The sequence below is a fragment of the Bifidobacterium sp. ESL0825 genome (assembly GCF_052606465.1).
Genome location: NZ_CP199589.1, coordinates 995,334 through 1,015,885, shown reverse-complemented (window position 1 = coordinate 1,015,885; position 20,552 = coordinate 995,334). Strand labels below are relative to the sequence as shown.

The 20,552-nt window shown below is 62.0% G+C and carries 18 protein-coding genes; 17 read left to right on the top strand and 1 reads right to left on the bottom strand.

What is annotated here, in order from left to right; genetic code table 11:
- The first annotated feature begins 28 nt into the window (after positions 1-28).
- The 10 genes from ftsE to ACUIAG_RS04305 all read left to right on the top strand — a co-directional run bounded on the left by ftsE (position 29) and on the right by ACUIAG_RS04305 (position 12,890).
- Positions 29-1,834: a cell division ATP-binding protein FtsE gene (ftsE, locus tag ACUIAG_RS04350; RefSeq protein WP_445340305.1), complete on the top strand. Its 1,806-nt coding sequence runs from the start codon at positions 29-31 to the stop codon at positions 1,832-1,834.
- Positions 1,831-2,754: a permease-like cell division protein FtsX gene (gene ftsX, locus ACUIAG_RS04345; RefSeq protein ID WP_045924722.1), complete on the top strand. Its 924-nt coding sequence runs from the start codon at positions 1,831-1,833 to the stop codon at positions 2,752-2,754. Before ftsE ends, ftsX begins: the two co-directional genes overlap by 4 nt.
- A gap of 87 nt (positions 2,755-2,841) precedes the next feature.
- Complete coding sequence (locus ACUIAG_RS04340; RefSeq protein ID WP_445340304.1) at positions 2,842-4,230, top strand: CHAP domain-containing protein; 1,389 nt, start codon at positions 2,842-2,844, stop codon at positions 4,228-4,230.
- A 92-nt stretch (positions 4,231-4,322) separates the two neighbouring features.
- Positions 4,323-4,799 carry an SsrA-binding protein SmpB gene (smpB, locus tag ACUIAG_RS04335; protein WP_313838171.1) on the top strand — a complete coding sequence of 159 codons (477 nt, stop codon included), beginning with the start codon at positions 4,323-4,325 and terminating at the stop codon, positions 4,797-4,799.
- A 278-nt stretch (positions 4,800-5,077) separates the two neighbouring features.
- Positions 5,078-6,016, top strand: a complete 939-nt coding sequence (locus ACUIAG_RS04330; protein WP_445340303.1) for an ABC transporter substrate-binding protein — start codon at positions 5,078-5,080, stop codon at positions 6,014-6,016.
- Positions 6,017-6,125: 109 nt separating this feature from the next.
- Positions 6,126-7,100 carry an amino acid ABC transporter permease gene (locus ACUIAG_RS04325; RefSeq protein WP_445340302.1) on the top strand — a complete coding sequence of 325 codons (975 nt, stop codon included), beginning with the start codon at positions 6,126-6,128 and terminating at the stop codon, positions 7,098-7,100.
- A 16-nt stretch (positions 7,101-7,116) separates the two neighbouring features.
- Positions 7,117-7,929 (top strand): amino acid ABC transporter ATP-binding protein, encoded by an 813-nt coding sequence (locus ACUIAG_RS04320; protein ID WP_445340301.1) that lies wholly within the window; start codon positions 7,117-7,119, stop codon positions 7,927-7,929.
- Between the two features lie 96 nt (positions 7,930-8,025).
- Entirely contained in the window at positions 8,026-9,918 is a 1,893-nt protein-coding gene (gene glmS, locus ACUIAG_RS04315; RefSeq protein ID WP_198189421.1) for a glutamine--fructose-6-phosphate transaminase (isomerizing), read from the top strand.
- A gap of 6 nt (positions 9,919-9,924) precedes the next feature.
- Positions 9,925-10,677: a pseudouridine synthase gene (locus ACUIAG_RS04310; protein ID WP_445340300.1), complete on the top strand. Its 753-nt coding sequence runs from the start codon at positions 9,925-9,927 to the stop codon at positions 10,675-10,677.
- Between the two features lie 110 nt (positions 10,678-10,787).
- A complete protein-coding gene (locus ACUIAG_RS04305; RefSeq protein ID WP_445340299.1) occupies positions 10,788-12,890 on the top strand; it encodes a beta-galactosidase in 2,103 nt (700 codons plus the stop codon).
- Here the strand turns inward: ACUIAG_RS04305 and ACUIAG_RS04300 are convergent.
- Positions 12,847-13,644: a type III pantothenate kinase gene (locus tag ACUIAG_RS04300; protein ID WP_045924713.1), complete on the bottom strand. Its 798-nt coding sequence runs from the start codon at positions 13,642-13,644 to the stop codon at positions 12,847-12,849. The genes ACUIAG_RS04305 and ACUIAG_RS04300 overlap by 44 nt on opposite strands.
- Positions 13,645-13,789: 145 nt before the next feature.
- On the opposite strand from ACUIAG_RS04300, the gene ACUIAG_RS04295 reads away from it, so the two are divergent.
- The 7 genes from ACUIAG_RS04295 to ACUIAG_RS04265 all read left to right on the top strand — a co-directional run bounded on the left by ACUIAG_RS04295 (position 13,790) and on the right by ACUIAG_RS04265 (position 20,524).
- Complete coding sequence (locus ACUIAG_RS04295) at positions 13,790-15,436, top strand: ABC transporter substrate-binding protein (RefSeq protein ID WP_445340298.1); 1,647 nt, start codon at positions 13,790-13,792, stop codon at positions 15,434-15,436.
- Positions 15,437-15,438: 2 nt separating this feature from the next.
- Positions 15,439-16,416 carry an ABC transporter permease gene (locus ACUIAG_RS04290; protein WP_445340297.1) on the top strand — a complete coding sequence of 326 codons (978 nt, stop codon included), beginning with the start codon at positions 15,439-15,441 and terminating at the stop codon, positions 16,414-16,416.
- A gap of 77 nt (positions 16,417-16,493) precedes the next feature.
- On the top strand, positions 16,494-17,444 hold the full coding sequence (locus tag ACUIAG_RS04285) for an ABC transporter permease (RefSeq protein WP_445340371.1): 951 nt from the start codon (positions 16,494-16,496) through the stop codon (positions 17,442-17,444).
- Positions 17,435-18,229 (top strand): ABC transporter ATP-binding protein, encoded by a 795-nt coding sequence (locus tag ACUIAG_RS04280; RefSeq protein ID WP_445340296.1) that lies wholly within the window; start codon positions 17,435-17,437, stop codon positions 18,227-18,229. The genes ACUIAG_RS04285 and ACUIAG_RS04280 overlap by 10 nt, the downstream gene beginning before the upstream one ends.
- Entirely contained in the window at positions 18,216-19,055 is an 840-nt protein-coding gene (locus ACUIAG_RS04275) for an ABC transporter ATP-binding protein (protein WP_445340295.1), read from the top strand. Before ACUIAG_RS04280 ends, ACUIAG_RS04275 begins: the two co-directional genes overlap by 14 nt.
- Positions 19,056-19,301: 246 nt before the next feature.
- Positions 19,302-19,667: a GntR family transcriptional regulator gene (locus ACUIAG_RS04270; RefSeq protein WP_045924708.1), complete on the top strand. Its 366-nt coding sequence runs from the start codon at positions 19,302-19,304 to the stop codon at positions 19,665-19,667.
- Positions 19,664-20,524 (top strand): ATP-binding cassette domain-containing protein, encoded by an 861-nt coding sequence (locus ACUIAG_RS04265; protein WP_445340294.1) that lies wholly within the window; start codon positions 19,664-19,666, stop codon positions 20,522-20,524. Before ACUIAG_RS04270 ends, ACUIAG_RS04265 begins: the two co-directional genes overlap by 4 nt.
- The last annotated feature ends 28 nt before the right edge of the window (positions 20,525-20,552 follow it).

The window sequence follows — 20,552 nt, the reverse complement described above, 5'->3', positions numbered from 1 at the left end:
TAGGGGAATACCGAGGAACGGAGAGTCAATGGCGTTGATTTCGCTCAAGGACGTGACCAAGATCTACCCCAAGGGGTCCCGTCCCGCCTTGGATGACATCAGCCTGGATGTCGATCGTGGGGATTTTGTCTTCCTTGTGGGCGCCAGCGGGTCGGGCAAGACCACCCTGCTCCGCCTGCTTCTGCGCGAGGAGGAGGCCACCGAGGGGGAGATCCGCGTGGCCGGCAACGACCTGCGACGCCTGCGCAACCGTGAGATTCCCGGGTATCGGCGCTCCATCGGCTTTGTGTTTCAGGATTACAAGCTGCTCAATAACAAGACTGTATGGCAGAACGTGGCCTTCACGCTGGAAGTCATCGGCGCTCGTCGATCCACCATCAAGACTCTGGTTCCTCAGGTGCTCAAGACCGTGGGGCTGACGGGCAAGGAGCAAAACTACCCCCATGAGCTTTCCGGCGGCGAGGCGCAAAGGGTGGCTTTGGCCCGCGCCTACGTCAATAATCCGGAAATCCTGCTGGCTGACGAGCCCACAGGCAATCTAGATCCCACAACCTCCCTGGGCATTATGGAGGTTCTGGATGCCATCAACCGGACCGGCACCACCGTGGTCATGGCCACCCACAACGAGGAGATCGTCAACTCCATGCGCAAGCGGGTGGTGGAGCTGCATACGGGTCGGATCATGCGCGACGAGGCCCACGGCTCCTACGATTCTTCGCGCTTCTTCCCCGATGCCGAGGTTGCGGCGCGCTCCCATCATGCCATCGGGGATCCCGCCGACGGCGATGCCCTGGACCGTGCTCGTGAGGTTGGTGTTGGAGGGCGCCGTCCGGTGCAGGTTGTTGTGCAGGATGGGAATAGCTCGGCTACCGAACCCATCTCGGATGGAACCAAGGGGGCCAAGCAGGTGGTCCAGGCGGCGGCACAGGCCGTCGACCAGGGTCAGTATGGCGATGAGGGAATCGCACGGCTGGCCAAGTCCATGCATTCGGGGAGGACAGGACGTTATGGGCAGGTCTTCACCTCGGTCGAGGACACCCTGACCTGGGGGAAGGGCCTGGGCAGTCTTGAGTCTGCGCAGGAAGATTCCAGTCAGCATGAAGAAGCCTCTTCGGGGCAGCCCGATCGGAAGGCCGATTCCGATTCTGACGAACGATTCCGCAGACCTGCACCGGTGTCTCAGGGCAGCCAGGATCGACCGGGTCAGTCGAGTGAAGGTTCCGGCGACAAAGACCAGGGCAAGGCAGGAACTGATCGCGCCGAATCCGGGAATCGTCCCCAAGCAGAACCTGCAGAACCTGCAGCCTCCAGGAAGTCTCGGAAGTCCGCTCGTGGTTCGGAAGCTGCTCCGCGGCCCGAAGATGCGGGCAGCCAAGAGCAGGATAGGAGCCCAGGTCGTGACCGCAAGGGTCTCGCGCATGACGATCACAATCATGACCATGGTCAAGGCGGGTCCAAGAAAGACGACAAAGTCAAAAACCGCCAACCGTTGAAGGAATCCTCTGCTGAGGCTTCTGATCGTGAACAACAGTTCAAGAGGCCCGATATCTCCAGCCCAGCCCAACCGACCGGCGAATCCGGTCAGGCTGCGGTCCGCATGAAGCAGGACGGCGCGCAATCCTCAAAAGAACCCTCCGGCAAGAGCAGGACCGGTAAAAAGGACTCGACGAATGAAATAGATCATGATGTTGAGTCTTACGATGCCGAGTCCATGGGGGCCCCGCCGGCCCCGCCCGCTCCCCCTGAAGCCCCCAAGGCGGCCAGGAAGCCCCAGCAAAAGAGCGGCGCACAGGCTCGGAACGAGCGTCATGACAAGAAGAAGGCGGCACGATGAGACTGCGGTTCATCCTTTCCAGCACCTGGGACAACCTGCGGCGCAACGGTTCCATGATCCTCTCGGTCATGCTGGTCACGTTCATCTCCTTCCTCTTCATCGGCGCATCGGGACTCATGCAGGCCCAGATCAGCAAGGCCAAGGGGGACTGGTACGACCAAGTAGAGGTGGTGGTCTGGCTATGCCCGGACGGCGCCAGCCAGGCGGCATCCTGCGCGACCGGCAAGGCGCCCACCAACGCCGAGATCGTCAAGCTGGAGAACACCATCAATACCGAGCTGCGCGACTCTGTGGCAAAAATCACCTACCAGAGCAGGGAGGACTTCTTCAAAAACACCTTCCTCAAGCAGTACCCCAACGGCACATACGAGGGAAGGACCATGACCGCAGCGGACATGCAGGCCTCCCTGCGTCTCAAACTCAAGGATCCAACCAAGTACCAGGTGGTCTCCGAGGTGCTGTCCGGACGCGACGGCGTAGAGGAGGTGTCCGACCAGCGTCAGATATTCGACCCGGTCTTCAAGATCCTCAACAGGGCTACGGCAGTCACCCTGGTCCTGGCTGTAGTCATGGTGATCGTAGCCATCCTGCTGACTGGCACCACCATCAGGATGAGCGCAGCCTCGCGTCGCAACGAGACCGAGATCATGAGACTGGTGGGAGCCTCCAACTGGACCATACGACTGCCCTTCATCCTGGAGGGCGTGGTGGCATCCTTGCTGGGATCTCTTCTGGCTGTCGGCGCTCTGAGCGCCATCGTCAAGCTTTTCATCACGGATTGGCTGGCCCGGACGGTCCAGTGGATGCCCTACGTGGACCAGTCCACGGTCCTGCTCATGGCCCCGGCGCTGATCCTGGGGGCCATGCTTCTGTCCGCATTGGCTTCTTCCATCTCCCTGCGGCGGTATTTGAGGACCTGATCCGCAGCGACGGGCCGATTGTCCTTATGGGCCCGAACTCTGCCATAATGATGACTAGCATGGATAAGTGATAGTGAGGACTTGACCATGAATCGTACGAAGCACTTGGAAGCCATCTGCGGCCTGGTGGGGTCGTTGGCCATGATGCTGGGCGGTGGGATCCTGGGGTTGACAGTGGCCCCCGCACCGGCCCGGGCCGATTGGAGTAGCTATCAGCAGAAGGTGCAGAGCCATGAGGCTCTGAAGAGCAAGCTGGCGGGTGTCAACAGCGAGCTGGCCAACCAGATTCTCAGTCTCAGCGATCTGACTGCCAACCAGATCCCGGCGGCCCAGCAGAGCGCTATCGAAGCTCAGCAGCAGGCCGAGCAGGCCGACAGTTTGGTTCAGGCCACCAATGACCGACTGCAGGCGGCCCGCAAGGATCGTGCCGACCTGGAGGCCAAGATCCGTCAGACCGGCATCGACTATGACGACGCCAAGGCCGGTGTGGCGCAGATGGCGAGAAAGAGCTTCCACGGCTCTGAGGCCTCCCAGGTCATGGACGTGGTGACCAAGTCCTCCAGCACCAAGGACTTTGTGGACAAGATGCAGTCCGATGCAGCCGTGACCCGATCCGAGGCCAACACGGCCAATGATGCCGCCAACACCCTCAATTCGTCCATGAATCGCAAGCAGCGCCTCGAGGCCATCGAGGAGCAGATCAGCACCTTGAAGGCCAAGGCCGACCAGCAGCAGGCAGCGGCCCAGCAGGCGGCAGCCGCGGCGCAAGCCAAGCAGGACAGTCTGCAGGCCTTGCGCGACCAGGGAACTGCAGCACGCAAGCAGCTGGAGGGGCAGAAGGCCGCCCTGACCACGCAATCGGCCCGTGAGGCCGCTGACATTGTGGCCACCGAGTCTATGATCGATTCCCTCAACACTGGCAATGCCGGCGGCGGGGCCGATCCTCATGCCGGCGGCGCCCAGCAGATCGGCGGTGGCGGCTCCGCACCATCGCCGGCTCCGCAGCCGGCTCCGCCGAGCAACGGGGGCGGTGGAGGTGCCTCCGGCATGAATTACGGGGTGCCTGGCAGCTGTCCTGAGGGTTCTGGGTTCTGCTACGGCCATCCCACCGGCAACTCGGTGGGCGGCAGCGCTTACCCCGCCCGTCAGTGCACGCTCTGGGCCTACATCCGCCGCTCGCAGCTCTCCCTGCCTGTGGGATCCTATATGGGCAACGGGGCTGAGTGGGCTGGCAAGGCACGTGGCCTTGGCTATTTGGTCAACAACACCCCCCATGTCGGTGCTGCCATGGTCTTCGCCCGCGGCCAGCGAGTTACAAATTGGAACGCTGACTGGACCTATGGCCATGTGGCTGTGGTCGAGCGGGTCAATGCAGATGGATCGGTGCTCATCTCCGAAGGAGGCACCGGCTTCGCCTCCTTCCCGACTTATGAGACGGTCTATGGGGCCGGCAACTACCAATACGTTCATTACTGATGCCGTTGCGGGCCAGGTCCGCCGCTTGGAACGTTACTATCGCTGTCCGGAGTGCCAGGTAGCCTCCTTGGCGCGATCCAGAGGAGGATATTATGGCTAAGGAAACCGGCACAACCATGATCGCCCAGAATCGCAGGGCTCGTCATGACTACCAGATTGAGGATCGGTACGAGGCCGGCATAGCTCTGACCGGGACTGAGGTCAAGTCACTGCGTGAGGGGCGGGCTTCCCTGGCCGAGTCGTTTGTCAGCATCGACCGGAGGCACGAGGTCTGGCTGGAGAACGCCAATATCCCTGAATACCTTAATGGCACCTGGAATAACCATGCCCCCAAGCGCAAGCGCAAGCTGCTTCTGCATGCCAGGCAGATCATTCGCCTGGAGCGGCAGATTCAGGCCAAGGGCTACACCATTGTCCCCCTGAGCCTGTATTTCAAGGATGGCAGAGTCAAGGTGGAGATCGCCGTGGCAAGAGGCAAGCGCGAGTATGACAAGCGTCAGTCCCTGCGGGAGGAGCAGGACCGCCGCGAGGCCCAAAGGGCCATGCGCTACCGGAACCGTCGGGGCTGAGACACCTGCTGATGCACTTTCTGATTCTCGGATAGGCCGGCTGCCTCCTGATATTTCCTTGCACTATGCAGATCGACACGCCCGGAGCTAAGACGATTGGCAGTGTTCTATAAGCTTCTGAAGCTTGAGCTGGAGCCAAAATCTGCCCTGCAGAACAAACTGCAATCGATGATCAACAATCAGCTGGATGCATAAAAATACAAATGTGTGCATAATAGTGCATGTCGATCAAGGGATACGGAGGGTCGCCTCGGGCGGTCCGGAAGAGGAGAAGAGACATGGGCAAGATCAAGGCGGTGCTGGCGGCGGCTCTGAGTGTCACCCTGCTGGCCTCCCTCGGGGCCTGCGGAACTACCGACGAGGCGGACAGCAACAGTGCATCGGGCAAGTCCACAACAAGTTCCCATCCGGCGGCTTTTGACGTCAGTGGCATCAAAAAGGATCCGGACATCGCGGCCAAGGTGCCCGAGTCGGTTTCCAAGGACGGCAAGCTGACTGTGGGCATGGAGACCTCGTATGCTCCGGGTGAATTCATGAATGAGGACGGAAAGACACCGATAGGCTATGACGTCGACCTGTCCAACGCCATCGCCAAGGTGATGGGGCTCAAGGGGGAGATGGTCAGCGCTTCCTTCGATACCATCATCCCGGCCATCGGCAGCAAGTACGACGCGGGCATCTCCAGCTTCACCATCACCAAGGAGCGGATGCAGTCGGTTGACTTCGTCACCACCTTCAAGGCAGGCACGGCCTTTGCAGTCAAAAAAGGCAACCCCAACAAGATCAATCCTGACGACATCTGCGGCGTCAAGGTCGGTGTGCAGACGGGCACCATCGAAGAGCAGCAGGCGACCGACAAGATTTCGGCCGAGTGCAAGGCCAAGGGCAAGAAGCCGGTGGATGTGCAGTCCTACAAGCAGCAGACTGATGCCGCCACAGCGGTGGTCAACGGCAAGATCGACGTCTTCTACGCCGATTCCCAGGTGACCGGATATGCCATCAAGCAGACCGACGGTCAGCTGGAGAAGCTGGGCAAGGATACCGACATCGTCCTGCAAGGCGCCGCTCTGAAGAAGGGCAGCGGCATGGCTGAGGCCACCCAGGCGGCGCTCCAGAAGCTGATCGACGACGGCACCTATGCCAAGATCCTCAAGAATTGGGGCGTCCAGAGCGGGGCAGTCGAAAAGGCGGAGATCAACCCTGCGGTCTCTGACTGAGACAGGCCTCTAGGCGCGGGCCGGCTCAACAACCGGACTGCGCCTAGCGGTTGGCCCGGCTGGATAGGCTGGGCCTGAATAAGTTCAGCGGTGCGGAAGGAAGCAGGAGATGCATACCAAGAAGGGGACGGACCAGATTCAGATCCCCGGCAGAATAGAGGCCAGGCCGGTGCGCAAGCCGGGGCCGATCGTGGCCGCCGTCATCGTGGCCGTTTTCGTGGCCATGCTGATCCATGGCATGGTGACCAATCCCAACTTTGATTGGCCCACGGTCTGGAAGTATCTCTTCAACGAGCATGTCCTGGACGGCATCAAGTGGACCCTTCTGCTGACCGTCTACGCCATGGTTCTGGCCACAATCCTGGCCATCATCCTGGCGGTCATGCGCAAGTCGTCCAATCCGGTCCTGCGTTGGGTCAGCTGGTTCTTCATCTGGTTCTTCCGCGGCACTCCTGTATATACCCAGCTGGTCTTCTGGGGCCTGCTCTCCGTGCTGATTCCCAAGCTGGCCATAGGCATCCCCTTCGGGCCGGAGTTCTGGAGCATCGACACCAAGACCGTGCTCAACGCCACCGTGGCGACGGTTCTGGGGCTTGGACTGAACGAGGCTGCCTACCTTTCCGAAATCGTCCGCGCCGGCATCGAGGCTGTGGACCCCGGCCAGGAGGAGGCCGCCAAGGCTCTGGGCATGCCGCCCTCCATGATCATGCGACGGATCGTCCTGCCTCAGGCCATGCGCATCATCGTGCCGCCTACCGGCAATGAAACCATCGGCATGTTGAAGACCACATCCCTGGCCCTTGCCGTGCCCTTCACCCTGGAGCTCCAGTTCGCCACCAACGCCATCGCCAACCGCATCTACAAGACCATCCCGCTGCTGATCGTGGCCTGCATCTGGTACCTGGTCATCACCTCCGTTCTGATGGTCATCCAGGCCCAGCTGGAGAAGCACTACGGCAAGGGCTTCGACTCGCGGCCCCTGACCGGATCAGGGGCCAAGGACGGCAAGGATGGCGAGGACCCGCAGACCCGTCAGGAAACTGACAAGGTCAACAAGGTCATGATGGCCGGGCTGAACGCCTGAGCGCAGGAGGAAAATCATGGACGAGGACAGGCAGACCAGGAAAAATGGGCAAGTCAATAAGAATCCGGCTATTGTCATCAGGAATGTGCACAAGGTATTCGGCGACCAGCATGTACTGCGGGGGATCAACCTGGAAGTCATGCCCGGCACGGTAACGGCCGTCCTGGGGCCTTCCGGCTCAGGCAAGTCGACCCTGCTGCGGCTGATCAACCAGCTGGAGACCCGCACAGCCGGCGAAATCTATGTGGACGGCGAGCTGACCGGATACAAGAAAATCAATACCGGCAAAGGTTCTGTGCTGCAGACCCTGGATGACAAGGCTATTGCCAGGCAGCGATCCAAGATCGGCATGGTCTTCCAGCGTTTCAACCTCTTCCCCCACATGACTGCCTTGGAGAACGTCATGGAGGCGCCGGTTCATGTGGGCCGGGTTCCCAAGGCCGATGCCCGCCAGGAGGCTCAGGCCCAGCTGGAACGTGTAGGGCTGGAGGACAGGATGGACTACTATCCTGCCCAGCTCTCCGGTGGTCAGCAGCAGCGTGTGGCTATCGCGCGAGCCTTGGCCATGCACCCTGACATCATGCTCTTCGACGAGCCCACCTCAGCCCTGGATCCTGAGCTGGTGGGAGAGGTTTTGGGGGTCATGAGGCAGGTTGCCCAACAGGGCATGACCATGGTGGTGGTCACCCATGAGATGGGCTTCGCCCGCGAGGTGGCCGAGCAGATCGTCTTCATGGATCAGGGAGTCGTGGTGGAGCAGGGAGGCCCTGACATCATCGACCATCCGCACTCCGAGAGGTTCGCTGAATTCTTGCATACCGTACTCTAGCCTCCGCAGGCTCAGGCCCTGTCCAGGTTGTAGAAATTCCGGCAAGAAGCCTTCCGGACAGGCGACGGCGGAACTCCCATGGCTAGACTGGGGTCCATGTGCGGAATCGTCGGTTATGCGGGATCGGTGCGGACGGCCTGCGGCAGGCCCCTGGAGGTCTGCCTCAAGGGTCTGGAACGTTTGGAGTACCGGGGCTATGACTCGGCTGGAGTGGCTCTTGCTGCCCCGGGAATGACGCAGGTGGCCATACGCAAGAAGGCGGGGCGCCTGGGCAATCTGGTCGCTGATCTGAAGACCAAGCCCATGCCCGAAGCCACCGTGGGCATCGGGCACACCCGCTGGGCCACCAATGGCGAACCCACTGATGTCAACGCTCATCCCCACACCAGCCGTGACGGCAAGGTCGCGCTGATCCACAACGGGATCATCGAGAACGCCTCAAGGCTGCGGCTGGACCTGGAGACCGAGGGATACACCTTCGTGTCCTCCACGGACACCGAAGTGGCGGCCAAGCTTCTGGGCAAGATCGCCCAGGAGATCGTCGATGCCACCGGCCAGCCCGACATCTTCGAGGCCATCAGGCGGTTGGCCCGCATGCTCAAAGGAGCTTTCACCATCCTGGCTGTGGACTCACGTCAGCCTGATCTGGTGGTGGGCATCCGACACGATTCGCCGCTGGTGGTCGGCCTGGGAGACGGGGAGAACTACCTGGGCTCCGATGTGGCGGCCTTCGTAGCCTATACCCGCCAGGCCATGGAGCTGGGGCAGGACCAGGCCGTCTGCATCAGCGCGGACCAGGTCAAGGTTACGGACTTCCAAGGGCACCCGGTGGAGCATCCCCGCCGTTATACCGTCGACTGGGATGCCTCGGCCGCCGAAAAGGGCGGATGGGACTCCTTCATGGACAAGGAGATCCACGAGGACCCGGCTGCCGTCTCCAACACCCTGTTGGGCCGATACGACGAGTCGGGCGACCTGGATCTGGACGAGGTTCATATCGATGAGGAGGTCTTCCGCCAGATCGACAAGATCATCGTTGTGGCCTGCGGAACGGCCTCCTACGCAGGGCTGGTGGCCAAGTACGCCATCGAGCACTGGGTCCGCATCCCGGTGGAGGTCGAGCTGGCCCATGAGTTCCGTTACCGTGATCCCATTCTGACCCCGCGCACCCTGGTCGTGGCCATATCCCAGTCAGGAGAGACCATGGATACGCTGATGGCGCTTCGCCACGCACGCGAGCAGGGTTCACGGGTTCTGGCCATCTGCAACACCCAGGGATCCACCATCCCCAGGGAGTCCGACGCCGTGCTCTACACCCACGCCGGCCCAGAAGTGGCTGTGGCCTCCACCAAGGCCTTCCTGGCCCAGATCGTGGCGGCCTACCTGCTGGGTCTCTACCTGGCCCAGGTCAAGGGGACCATGTATCGAGACGAGATCCACCAGACCATCGACAGCCTCAAAGCCATGCCAGCCAAAATCCAGAAGGTGCTGGACGGACAGGCCGAGGTCATCAGCCAGACGGCTCAGCGCATGTCCAAGGCTCGCTCCTTCCTCTTCCTGGGGAGGCATGTGGGCTATCCGGTGGCCTTGGAAGGGGCGCTCAAGCTCAAGGAGATCGCTTACATCTTCACTGAGGGGTTCGCCGCTGGCGAGCTCAAGCACGGGCCCATCGCCCTGGTGGAGCCGGGGGAGCCTGTGGTGGTCATCGTGCCCAGCGCCCGGGGCCGCAATGTGCTGCACGACAAGGTCATCTCGGCCATCGAGGAGGTCAAGGCCCGTGGCGCCTTCACCATTGTCGTGGCCGAGGAGGGCGACCCGGACGCCGACCGCTATGCTGACGTGGTCTTTTGGAGGCCGCCCTGCCCAACCCTGCTAAGCCCCCTGGTGGACGTGGTCCCCCTGCAGCTGTTCGCCTTGGACATGGCCCGGCTCAAGGGTCTGGATGTGGACAAGCCCCGCAATCTGGCCAAGTCGGTCACGGTGGAATAGGATCTCATGGCTGTCGGGTCCGGGCAGCGGGGGCACCGGATGGTCCTTGAGGAGCCGCGGATCCCCTTCGAACCCCGAATCATATACGAGGACCAGCGCATCATCGTGGTCGATAAGCCCCATTTTCTGGCCACTATGCCTCGAGGGATGTGGTACGCCAGTACTGTGCTGATCCGAATGCGCCGACTCTACGGGGAGCCCGACATCATCCCTGCCCACCGGCTTGATAGGGCTACTGCGGGCGTGCTGGTCCTGGTTCGAGATCCGGCTGCCAGGCGGGCCTATCAGATGCTCTTCCAGGAGCATCGCGTGCGCAAGGCCTACCAGTGCTTGGCGCCGGTGCGACCCATAGTGCGTCCGCGGACCGGCACTGTGCGACACCTGGATCCGCCCCGGGTCTTCCCGCTGGAGCGCCGTTCCAGGATGATCAAGCGCCGTGGGGTTCTCCGGGCCTGGGAGGAGCGAGGGCCTGTCAATGCGGTTACTCGGGTCGATTTGACGGCGGGCCTGGGATGCCTGGCCACCTACACCCTTTACCCGAAGACCGGCAAGACCCACCAGCTTCGTGTGCACATGAACGCTCTGGGGCTGCCCATAGTGGGTGACGATCTCTACCCCCGAATCCAGTCCCGGGCCTATGACGACTTCTCCAGACCACTGCAATTGGTGGCCCGTCGCTTGGAATTCACGGACCCCTTCACCGGGGTTGATCGAACTTTCACCTCTTCCGTTCCCCTGGAGCCTCAAGGAAAAGCCTGAACGGTCAGACTGGTAAGACATAATGGTCAGGGGATCCCCGAGCCGCGGGACGACGTGGACGCGGCAGGTATCCCCGTCCGAGGTTTGAGACGGACCAGGAGGTTCTACCCATGAGCAAACCGACACGGCGGCCCTATCGATGGCCCAAGCATCTCAAGGGTCAGCAGTCCCTCTGGTACGGCTGCGACTACAACCCCGACCAGTGGCCTGAGGATACATGGGATGAGGACATCAGGCTGATGACCAAGGCAGGGGTCAACGTGGTGGCCTTGGCGGTCTTCTCCTGGTCGCGCATAGAGCCCAGCCAGGGGGTTTTCGATTTCGACTGGCTGGACCGGATCATCGACAAGCTTGGCAGGGCGGGCATCGGGGTCAACCTGGCCTCGGCCACGGCCTCGCCGCCGCTCTGGCTCACCCAGGCCCATCCTGAGGTTCTGCTCAGGGACGAGCGGGGCGACACGGTCTGGCCCGGGGCCCGGCAGCACTGGCGGCCCACCTCGCCGGTCTTCCGCTCCTACGCTTTGAAACTCTGCCGGGCCATGGCCGAGCACTACCGGGACAACCCCTATCTGGTGGCCTGGCATGTGGGCAATGAGTATGGCTGTCACAATCGCTTCGACTATTCCGACGATGCCATGCGGGCCTTCCAGCGCTGGTGCCGCCGCCGCTACAAGGACATCGAGGCCGTCAACCGCGCCTGGGGCACGGATTTCTGGTCACAGAGGCTGAGCGACTTCTCGCAGATTCTGCCACCGCGTTTCATCGGCCAAGGGAATTTTCAGAATCCGGGCCGCATGCTGGACTTCGAGCGATTCAGCTCCGATGCCCTCAAGGATTTCTACATGGCCGAGCGGGACACCCTGGCTGAGATCACCCCGGACATCCCCCTGACCACCAACTTCATGGTCAGCGCCGGCGGATTCGCCCTGGACTATGACGACTGGGGCGACCAGGTGGACTTTGTGGCCAACGACCACTATGTGACGCCTGGCAGGGATCATCTGGAGGAGCTGGCCTATTCCTCCAGCCTGGTGGATGCCATCGCCCGTCGGCGTCCCTGGTGGCTTATGGAGCAGTCCACCTCAGCGGTCAACTGGCGGCCGGTCAACCCCCGCAAGGAGCCCGGACAGCTGGAGCGTGACTCCCTGGCTCATCTGGCGCTTGGTGCTGATGCCATCTGCTACTTCCAGTGGAGGCAGTCCCGGGCTGGCGCGGAAAAGTTCCACTCGGCCATGCTGCCTCATGCCGGCGAGGACACGGCAGTCTTCCGTGACGTCTGCCAGCTTGGAGGGGACCTGCAGGGACTCTCGCAGGCTGGTTTGGCCGGCAGTACGCTGGCCAAGGCCCCGGTGGCCCTGGTCTTCGACTACGCAAGCCAGTGGGCCAGCTCCCAGGCAGCCTCACCCAGCGATCGGGTCGAGCATGGCCAGGAGCCGCCGGTCTGGTACCGGGCCTTTCTGGACAACGCCATCCGGCCCGATGTCCTGCCGGTCAGGGCCGGATGGGAGGAGTATCCGCTGGTGGTCCTGCCAGCCCTCTACCTGATCGACGCTGACCTCTCCAAGCGGCTGCACAAGTATGTACACAGTGGAGGGCGGCTGATCGTCACCTGGGGCAGCGGCATCGCCGACGAGCAGGACCGCGTCTGGACAGGAGGATATCCGGGGCCGCTTCGGGACCTGCTGGGTCTGTCGGTCGAGGAGTTCGCACCCATGGCCCCCGGTGTGCCCGGTCTGCTGGACCATCTGGATCTGACCAATGGGGTTACGGCGCACGATTGGGCCGATGTCATCGGTCACCTGGACAAGGGCACCAAGGTCCTGGCAAGCTACCGGGCGGATCCCTGGACAGGGATGGATGGCATGCCGGCCATGACCGTCCATGACTGGGGTCATGGCAAGGCCGCCTATCTGGGCTGCCGTCTGGATGCCCAGGATCTGGCCAAGGTTCTTCCTGCCCTGCTGGAGGCCCTGGATATTGCTGATATGAGGTCAGTCCAGGGCGACCCCGATCTGTTGAGAGTTGAGCGAGTGAGCAAGGATGACCGGACGCGATTCGTCTTTCTGTTCAACAGGACCAGGCATCCGGTGCAGGTTCAGCTGGAGGGCCAAGCCCTGGTGGGTTCACTGGCCAGCGTTGACGGGGAGGGCAAGCAGGCCAGTCTGCAGGTCAATGGCGCGCTGGTGCAGCGTGTGGTCGGCCATCGGCATTGAGCTGGTGAATCCTGTACATGCCGGCGAAGATCAACTCGGGATCGTAGACCTCGATCAGGTCGGTGTCTTCTGAGAAGGTGCGACCCATGCCGCCCGTGGCCACCACGTGGAAGTCCCGGCCTATCTCGCTGCGGTATTGGCGAATGATCCGCTCCAGACCGCCGAGGAAGTTGTAATAGAGCCCGGCCTGCATGGCCGTCCTGGTACCCGTAGCCATGATGGTCTGAGGGCGGGTGATCTCCACCTGGGGGAGCTGGGCGGTCTGACCGGCAAGGGCCTGGGCCCCTGAACGGATACCCGGCACGATCAGGCCTGAGCGAATGGCGCCCCTGTCATCCACATAGTTGAAGGTGGTGGCCGTGCCGAAGTCGATAACCAGTACAGGCCCTCCGTAGCGGTGGAAGGCGCCCACGCAGTCAGCCAGGCAGTCGGCGCCCAGGGAGCGCGGGTCGTCCAGACGGATGTTCATGCCCGTCTTCACGCCGGGGCCCACCACCATGGGGTCGATGGAAAAGAAGCGGATCAGACAGGATCTGACGGCGTGCATGACCGCAGGAGCCACCGAGGAGATGATGGCATCCTGCACGTCCGCAGTCTTGTAGCCGGCCAGGGCCATGAGCTGCCCCAGCAGAAGCCCGAACTCATCGGCCGTGTGGTCGATCCTTGTGGTCAGCCTGTAGGAGGCGGCAACCTGGTCGCCCTCCATGAATCCGACCTCGATGTTGGTGTTGCCGATGTCGATGGCCAGCAGCATGTCTCTTCCTCCCTGCCGTCGTCCGGGCGCGTGGCGCTTTCCGGATCCATCCTAAGCGCATAAGCCTGGGTGATGGCTTCGGGGAGTATGCTGGTGGGCGGTGATCGACCAGAATGGCGGTCAACCACAGCATAAGGATTCGTCAATGAACGCAGATCGACACGGCACGCATGCCCATGGCAGCGTGACCGCAGCAGATACAGAGGCGGCCCAGGAGTCAGGCCCCAGCACTGACCCCGAACTCAACGCCAGGATCAGACCCATGAAGTCGGGCGGCAACACCCTGCCCTGGAAGCTGCTCAGTCTCCTGCTGGCCCTGGCCTTGGCACTCTCCCTGTGGGCCGGGCATCGTGGACCTATTGGCCAGGCCGAGGGAGGAACTGTTGCGGACACGGTCACGGTGGGGCTCAAGCTGGCTCCCACCAATCTGGACATCCGCAATCAGTCGGGTACGGCGCTGGATCAGCTTCTGATCGGCAATGTCTATCAGGGCCTGGTGTCGCGGGATTCCCGGAACCAGGTGCGCCCAGGGCTGGCCAGGAGCTGGAATGTCTCCGAGGACGGCCTGGTCTACACCTTCCACCTGCATGAGGGCATCCGCTTCTCCAACGGTCATGCTCTTCGGGCCCAGGACGTGGTCGACTCCATTCGCGGGCTCATGGCAGGCCACTACCAGGGCAGCGAGATGCTGGAGGGCTTCCAGGGCGTTGAGGCCACAGATCCGCTGACGGTGCGTCTGACGCTGTCCAGACCCTACCAGGACCTGCTCTGGCAGTTGAGCGGCCGGGCTGGCCTGGTCTTTGACCGTCGTGCTCATTACGACATGAAGACCCAGGCCGTGGGATCCGGCCCGTACCTGCTGGAAAGCTTCCGGCCAAACGACTCGGTCACCCTCAAGGCCGATCCGCACTACTGGGGCAGCGACAAGCCTAAGACGCCAACCATCGTCATCCGTTACCTCAACGACGACAACGCTGCCGTCAACGCCCTGCGCAGCGGGGATGTGCAGGTGCTGGCTCCGGTCACCGAGAACCTGGCCAGTCCTTTCCGCAACAGCCGCGACTTCCAGGTCAGGGCGGGCGACGACACCGACAAATACGTTCTGGCCATGAACGGCAAGGGTGCCGCCACATCCGACCCGCTGGTGCGGCAGGCCATCCGCCATGCCATCGACCATCGGCAGTTGATCGCCTCCCGGGGCGGATCGGACAGGGCCCTGGGCGGCCCCATACCCTCCCTGGATCCCGGCTATCAGGATCTGACAGGGCTCTACCCCCACGATCCTGAGCAGGCGCGGCGGCTTCTGGCCCAAGCCGGGTACGGTCCCGGTCACCGGCTCAAGCTGCGGCTGACCTACGCCAACACCTACGGCAGCGAGTTGGGCGATCAGCTGCGCTCGCAGCTGCGTCAGGTGGGCATCGACCTGGATGTGCGGGTGGTGGAGTTCTCGGTTTGGCTCCAGGACGTCCATGCCAACAAGGACTATGACCTGTCTCTGGTGGATCATGGCGAGAGCCACGACTTCCATCAGTGGGCCAACCCCGGCTACTACTACAACTATGACAATCGTCAGGTCCAGGAGCTCTATAGGCAGGCCATGGCCACGACCTCCGCCGATGACTCCGACAGGCTCCTGGCCCAGGCCGCCCGGATTGTCAGCAACGATGCGGCGGCGGATTGGCTCTTCAACTACCGGGTGACCACGGCCTGGCGGACGGGGTTGGAGGGCTTCCCGGTCGATCTGAACCAGTCCCTCATGCCCTTGTCCGACGTGACCTACAGGCGGGGATAACCATGGCCAAATTCCTAGTGCGGCGCCTGGTGCTCTTCATCTTGGCGCTGATGGGCATCTCCCTGCTGATCTTCCTGGCTCTGCGCATCCTGCCCGGTGACGTGGCCGCCGTCATGGCCGGGCTGGATGCTCCGCCTGCGCGTGTTGACCGGCTGCGTCGGCAGATGGGCCTGGACCGCTCCTACCCAAGGCAGTATCTGGACTGGATCAGCGGCTTTCTGCAAGGGGACCTGGGCAGGTCCATTCTGACCAACCGTCCCATCGCCTCCCAGGTTGGTGTCCGGGCCCAGATCACCTTCCCGCTGATTCTTCTGGGGCTGGGTGTGGCCCTGCTGCTGGGCATTCCCCTGGGCTGCGCGGCCGCTCTGGCGCGCTCGCCACGGATGCAGTCCTTCAGCCACATGGCCGCCATCGTGGGCGGATCCGTACCCGCCCTCTGGTCAGGACTGCTGCTGATCATGCTCTTCGCCAAGGGCAGTGGCCTGATTGGTCTGCTGCCCTCCCAGGGCTTTCCTGCTCTCGGCTGGGCTCAGCCGGGTCAGGCCCTGGCGGCTTTGATTCTGCCTGCTCTGTCCACCGGCATCATCGTGGGCGCCGGCATCATGCGGTACACCCGCTCCTTGTTGGCCGACATGCTCTCTTCGGGGTATGTGGACATGGGCATGGCCTGCGGGATGACCCGGACCCAGGCCGCCCTGCGCATCGGTCTGCGGCTGGCTTCCCCCCAGCTGGTTTCGGTGATCGGGTTGACCATGGCCGAGATGATCACCGGGGTCATGGTCAGCGAGAACCTGTTCGCCCTGCCGGGGCTGGGCTCCATGCTGATCACCGATGTGGGCAACCGGGATCTTCCGGCCGTTCAGTCCGAGCTGCTTCTGCTGGCGGCCTTCTTCCTCTTCCTGGGACTCTTGGTGGACGTTATCCATAGATTGATCGATCCGCGTTTTCGAGGTGCGGCCAGGCAGGAGGTGGCTGACTGATGAGCTGGGAACACGCAGACAGGCCTTATCTGGGATTGAGGGCCACATTCCCAGGCCAACTGGGATTCTTCGGACGGATGCGGGTGGTGTTGTCCAGCATGTGGCGCAAGGCCTCGGGGCGATACTCGATGATTGTTCTGGTCATGTGGATCCTGGTTTCCCTGGTCTCCAGGTTCTGGACTCCGGTTCCTATTTGGACTACCGACGGGTACCGGATCTGGCAGGCCCCCAGCCGCGACCACCTGCTGGGAACGGATGGCACCGGGGCAGACATTCTCTCCTGGCTGATGGCGGGATCGGCCACCAACCTGGACATCAGCCTTCTGGCGGTCCTCCTGTCGGGCCTATTGGGGCTCCTTCTGGTCATGGCCATGGTCTCGCGCCGCTCTGGAATATCCCAGACGGTCGTGGTCCTGGTCGACGCCCTGATTTCCCTGCCCACAGTTCTGCTGGCCCTGATCCTGGCTGTCCCCCTAGGCCCCAGCATCGCCGTGGTCGTCGTGGCCTGCGGGTTCGGATACGGACTCAACCTGGCCCGGATCGTACGACCCCAGGCGCTCCTGGCGGCAGAGTCGGACTATGTGCAATCCGCCCGGCATAGCGGGGTCGGATCCTTCAGAATCTTCTTGACTCATTTGGTGCCCAATGTCATTCCGGTCCTGTGCGTGCAACTTTCCATGTCGGCGGGGACCTCCGTGCTGGCTGAGGCAGGGTTGACCTACTTGGGGGTGGGTGTTCCCTCCGGTCTGCCCTCCTGGGGGCACTCGCTGACCACCTCGGTCAAGTTCATCAACGTCTTTCCGCTGACCGTGCTCTGGCCCGGCCTGGCGGTCACCATGGTGGTGGTAGCTCTGAACCTGTTCGGCGACGCTCTGCGTGATGCCATCGATCCGGTTACCAATCCCAGGCTCAGGGCTGCCGTAGCTGCCGCCGGACGGTCCACTCTTCAATCCGGGCAATCAGATGACGCTGATCATCATGTCGAGAATGCGGTCCATACAGGCGAGGGAGGCCAATCATGTCGCTGAATATTGACGGCCTGAGCCTGTCCATCAATGGCCGCACCATTCTCGACCAGGTGGACCTCAAAGTCGGGGACGGCCAGCGGGTAGGCCTGATCGGCTCCTCAGGCTCCGGAAAGTCGATGATCGCCCGCAGCGTTTTGGGCACCACACCACTGACGGCCTCCCTGTCGGGATCCATTCTGGTGGACGGGCTCCAGATTCTCGGTTCGGACGACCGGTCCCTGGCGGATCTGCGCGGTTCCCGGATGGGCATGATCTTTCAGAATCCTTCCACGGCCCTGAACCCGGTAAAGAAGGTCTACAGCCAGGTTGAGCTGCCTCTTCGCCGCCACTACCGTCTGAGCGTCCAGGAACGGCGCAGGCGGGTCATGGAGATATTGGCCCAGGTCGGGTTGGATGCGGATCTGGCTGGATCCTATCCGCATGAGCTGTCCGGGGGACAGCAGCAGCGGGCGGCCATAGCCACGGCCCTGGTCACCAAGCCCAGACTGATTCTGGCAGACGAGCCGACCACGGCCCTGGATGCCATAACCCAGCGGCAGATTGTGGACCTGTTGGTCTCCTTGGTCGACCAGAGCGGGGCCTCCCTGCTGTTCATCACCCATGATTTCTCCGTCCTGGCCCGGGTTGCCGATTACTGCTACATCCTCGATGCAGGGCGAGTGGTGGAAAGCGGGCAGACGCAGAGCATTCTGCGTAGTCCATCCAGTCCGCAGGGCAGGACCCTGGTGCGAGCGGCCAGAGAGTTGACGCTGAGCACAGATGGAGGCAAGCATGAGGCTGACTGACGGTGCACATGCCGATCCGATCCTGATCGGGGAGGGCCTGACCAAGGTCTATGCCTCCACCGGCAATGGAGAAGCTGCAGTTGACGGCATCGATGTTTCCCTCCTGCCGGGGGAGTGCTTGGCGATCATAGGGGAGTCCGGTTCAGGGAAGACCACGCTTTCCCGTCTGCTCCTAGGTCAGTTGAGGCCTGATGCCGGGCAGGTGACATATCAGGGCAGACCGGTTCTCCACGGTTCCCCGGCCGCCAAGGCGCTTGCCCAAGACTCTGCTCTGGTCTTTCAAAACCCCTTCACCTCCCTCGACCCGCGGTGGACCATCGGCCGGTCAGTCGCCGAACCTCTTCTGGCTGCCAGGCGCAGGGGGAGTGGGCACCTATGGCATCGTCGTCAAGATGGGACAGACCTTGCTGATCGGGTGGCCAAGGTCTTGTCAGAGGTTCAGCTTGACCCAGGCGCGATCATGACGGCTTATCCCTCCGATCTGTCCGGAGGCCAGGCTCAGCGGGCGGCCATAGCCCGGGCCCTTGTTGTCAAGCCCCGGATACTCTTGGCCGATGAGCCCATGAGCGCCATTGACGTCTCGGCGCGCGTCGGGATTCTTCATACCCTTCAGTCCATCATGGCTCAGTCCAGAAAGCAGAGCAATCCGTCAAATAGCATGTCCATGATCATCATCTCCCATGATTTGGGCGTGGTTCAGCACATCGCGGACAGGGTCATGGTGCTCAGTCAAGGAAAGGTGGTGGAGGAGGGGCCTGTGAAAGCCATCCTCGATCACCCCAGTCAGTCTTATACCCGTCAGCTACTGGCAGCTGCGACCCTATAGGTACCGGTGCTCATCGGCATTCTGGCCAAGCAAAATTATATGAGTGCATGCCCGTCCTTGACGGAATGAAGGAGGGCAGCGAGAGCATCTGTGCAGAGAAAACGGACGGTTAAAGACTGCGCCTGATTTGACGGTTGGTAGAGCAAATCGTAGACTGTTGGTTAGTTACTCAAGTAACTAAGTAATAAACAGTAATGCAGATCCTAATTCGACGCCCCGAATCAAGGCAGACAAGGCGGTCAAACGATGGCGATCGAAATACCGGATGGTCGGCCGGTTTTCGTGAAGGTGGCAGACCGGTTGACCGAAGCCATAGCCGAGGGACTGGTCGCCGATGGTGAAAGGATTCCCAGCACCACGGAAATCTCGACTGCCTACCAGATCAACCCGGCCACAGTCCTCAAGGGGATGAACCTGCTGGTCGACCGGGGCCTTCTGGAGAAACGGCGGGGGCTGGGCATGTTTGTCACTGTCGGTGCGGGGCGGAGCGTTCGTGAGCGTCGCAGGAGGGAACTCCTGAACGGAAGGTTCCAGGATCTGGTCGAAGAAGCCAAGGCTCTGGACGTATCCCGTGAGGACTTGGACGCCATCATAGAAAGGGTCTACCAATGAGTCTGACAGTTTCCAAGGTGGACAAATCGTACGGAAAGCTGAAGGCCTTGGATGAGATCTCGCTCTGCTTTGAGCCCGGCAAGATATACGGACTCTTCGGGCGGAACGGGGCCGGCAAGTCCACCCTGTGCAATCTGATGGCGGGCAGGGCACTTCCTGACCAGGGGCTGATCCACCTGGATGGAAGCGATCTGGTCAGCGACTCAAGAATCGTTCGCCGAGTGGCTTTGGTCAACGAAACCTGGCCCTATCCATCCCGACGGCACATTAGACAGGCATTTGCCATGGCCGAGGGGTTTTACGGCGGTTTCGACTGGCACTTGGCTGAGCGTATTCTTAAGAGCTTCGCATTGAGGCCCACTGACACTTTTGTCTCCCTTTCCACGGGGCAGCGTCAGGTGGTCAAGGACCTCATCGGACTCTGCCTGCCTGTGGAATATCTCATTCTGGATGAACCGACGACAGGAATGGATGCGGCGGCCAGGGAGAGGATCTACTCCTTCCTTCTGGAGTCCTATCAGCGCCGCGGACCGACCATGATCATCGCTACCCATATCATCAACGAGGTCAGCCAGCTCATCTTCCGCGCCACGATCATCGACCAGGGGCGGGTCCTGCGATCTTTCAGCGTGGATGATCTGTCAGGTCTGGGGACCACTGTCACTGGCCGTCCGCGTGACGTGGAGGGCTACCTTGCACAGGGCGACCCAAAGCTGCTTGGCAGGCAGCGCATCGGCGACCTGCTGCGCGTCAGCTTCGAGGGGCCGGTGACCGACGAGCAGCCCAAGGGGCTAATTGTCGCTCCCATGGATCTGCAGACCTACTTCGTCCAGATAACGGAAGGAGCGGCACAATGAATAACACGCAAGTTGCGGGGGTAGTGCG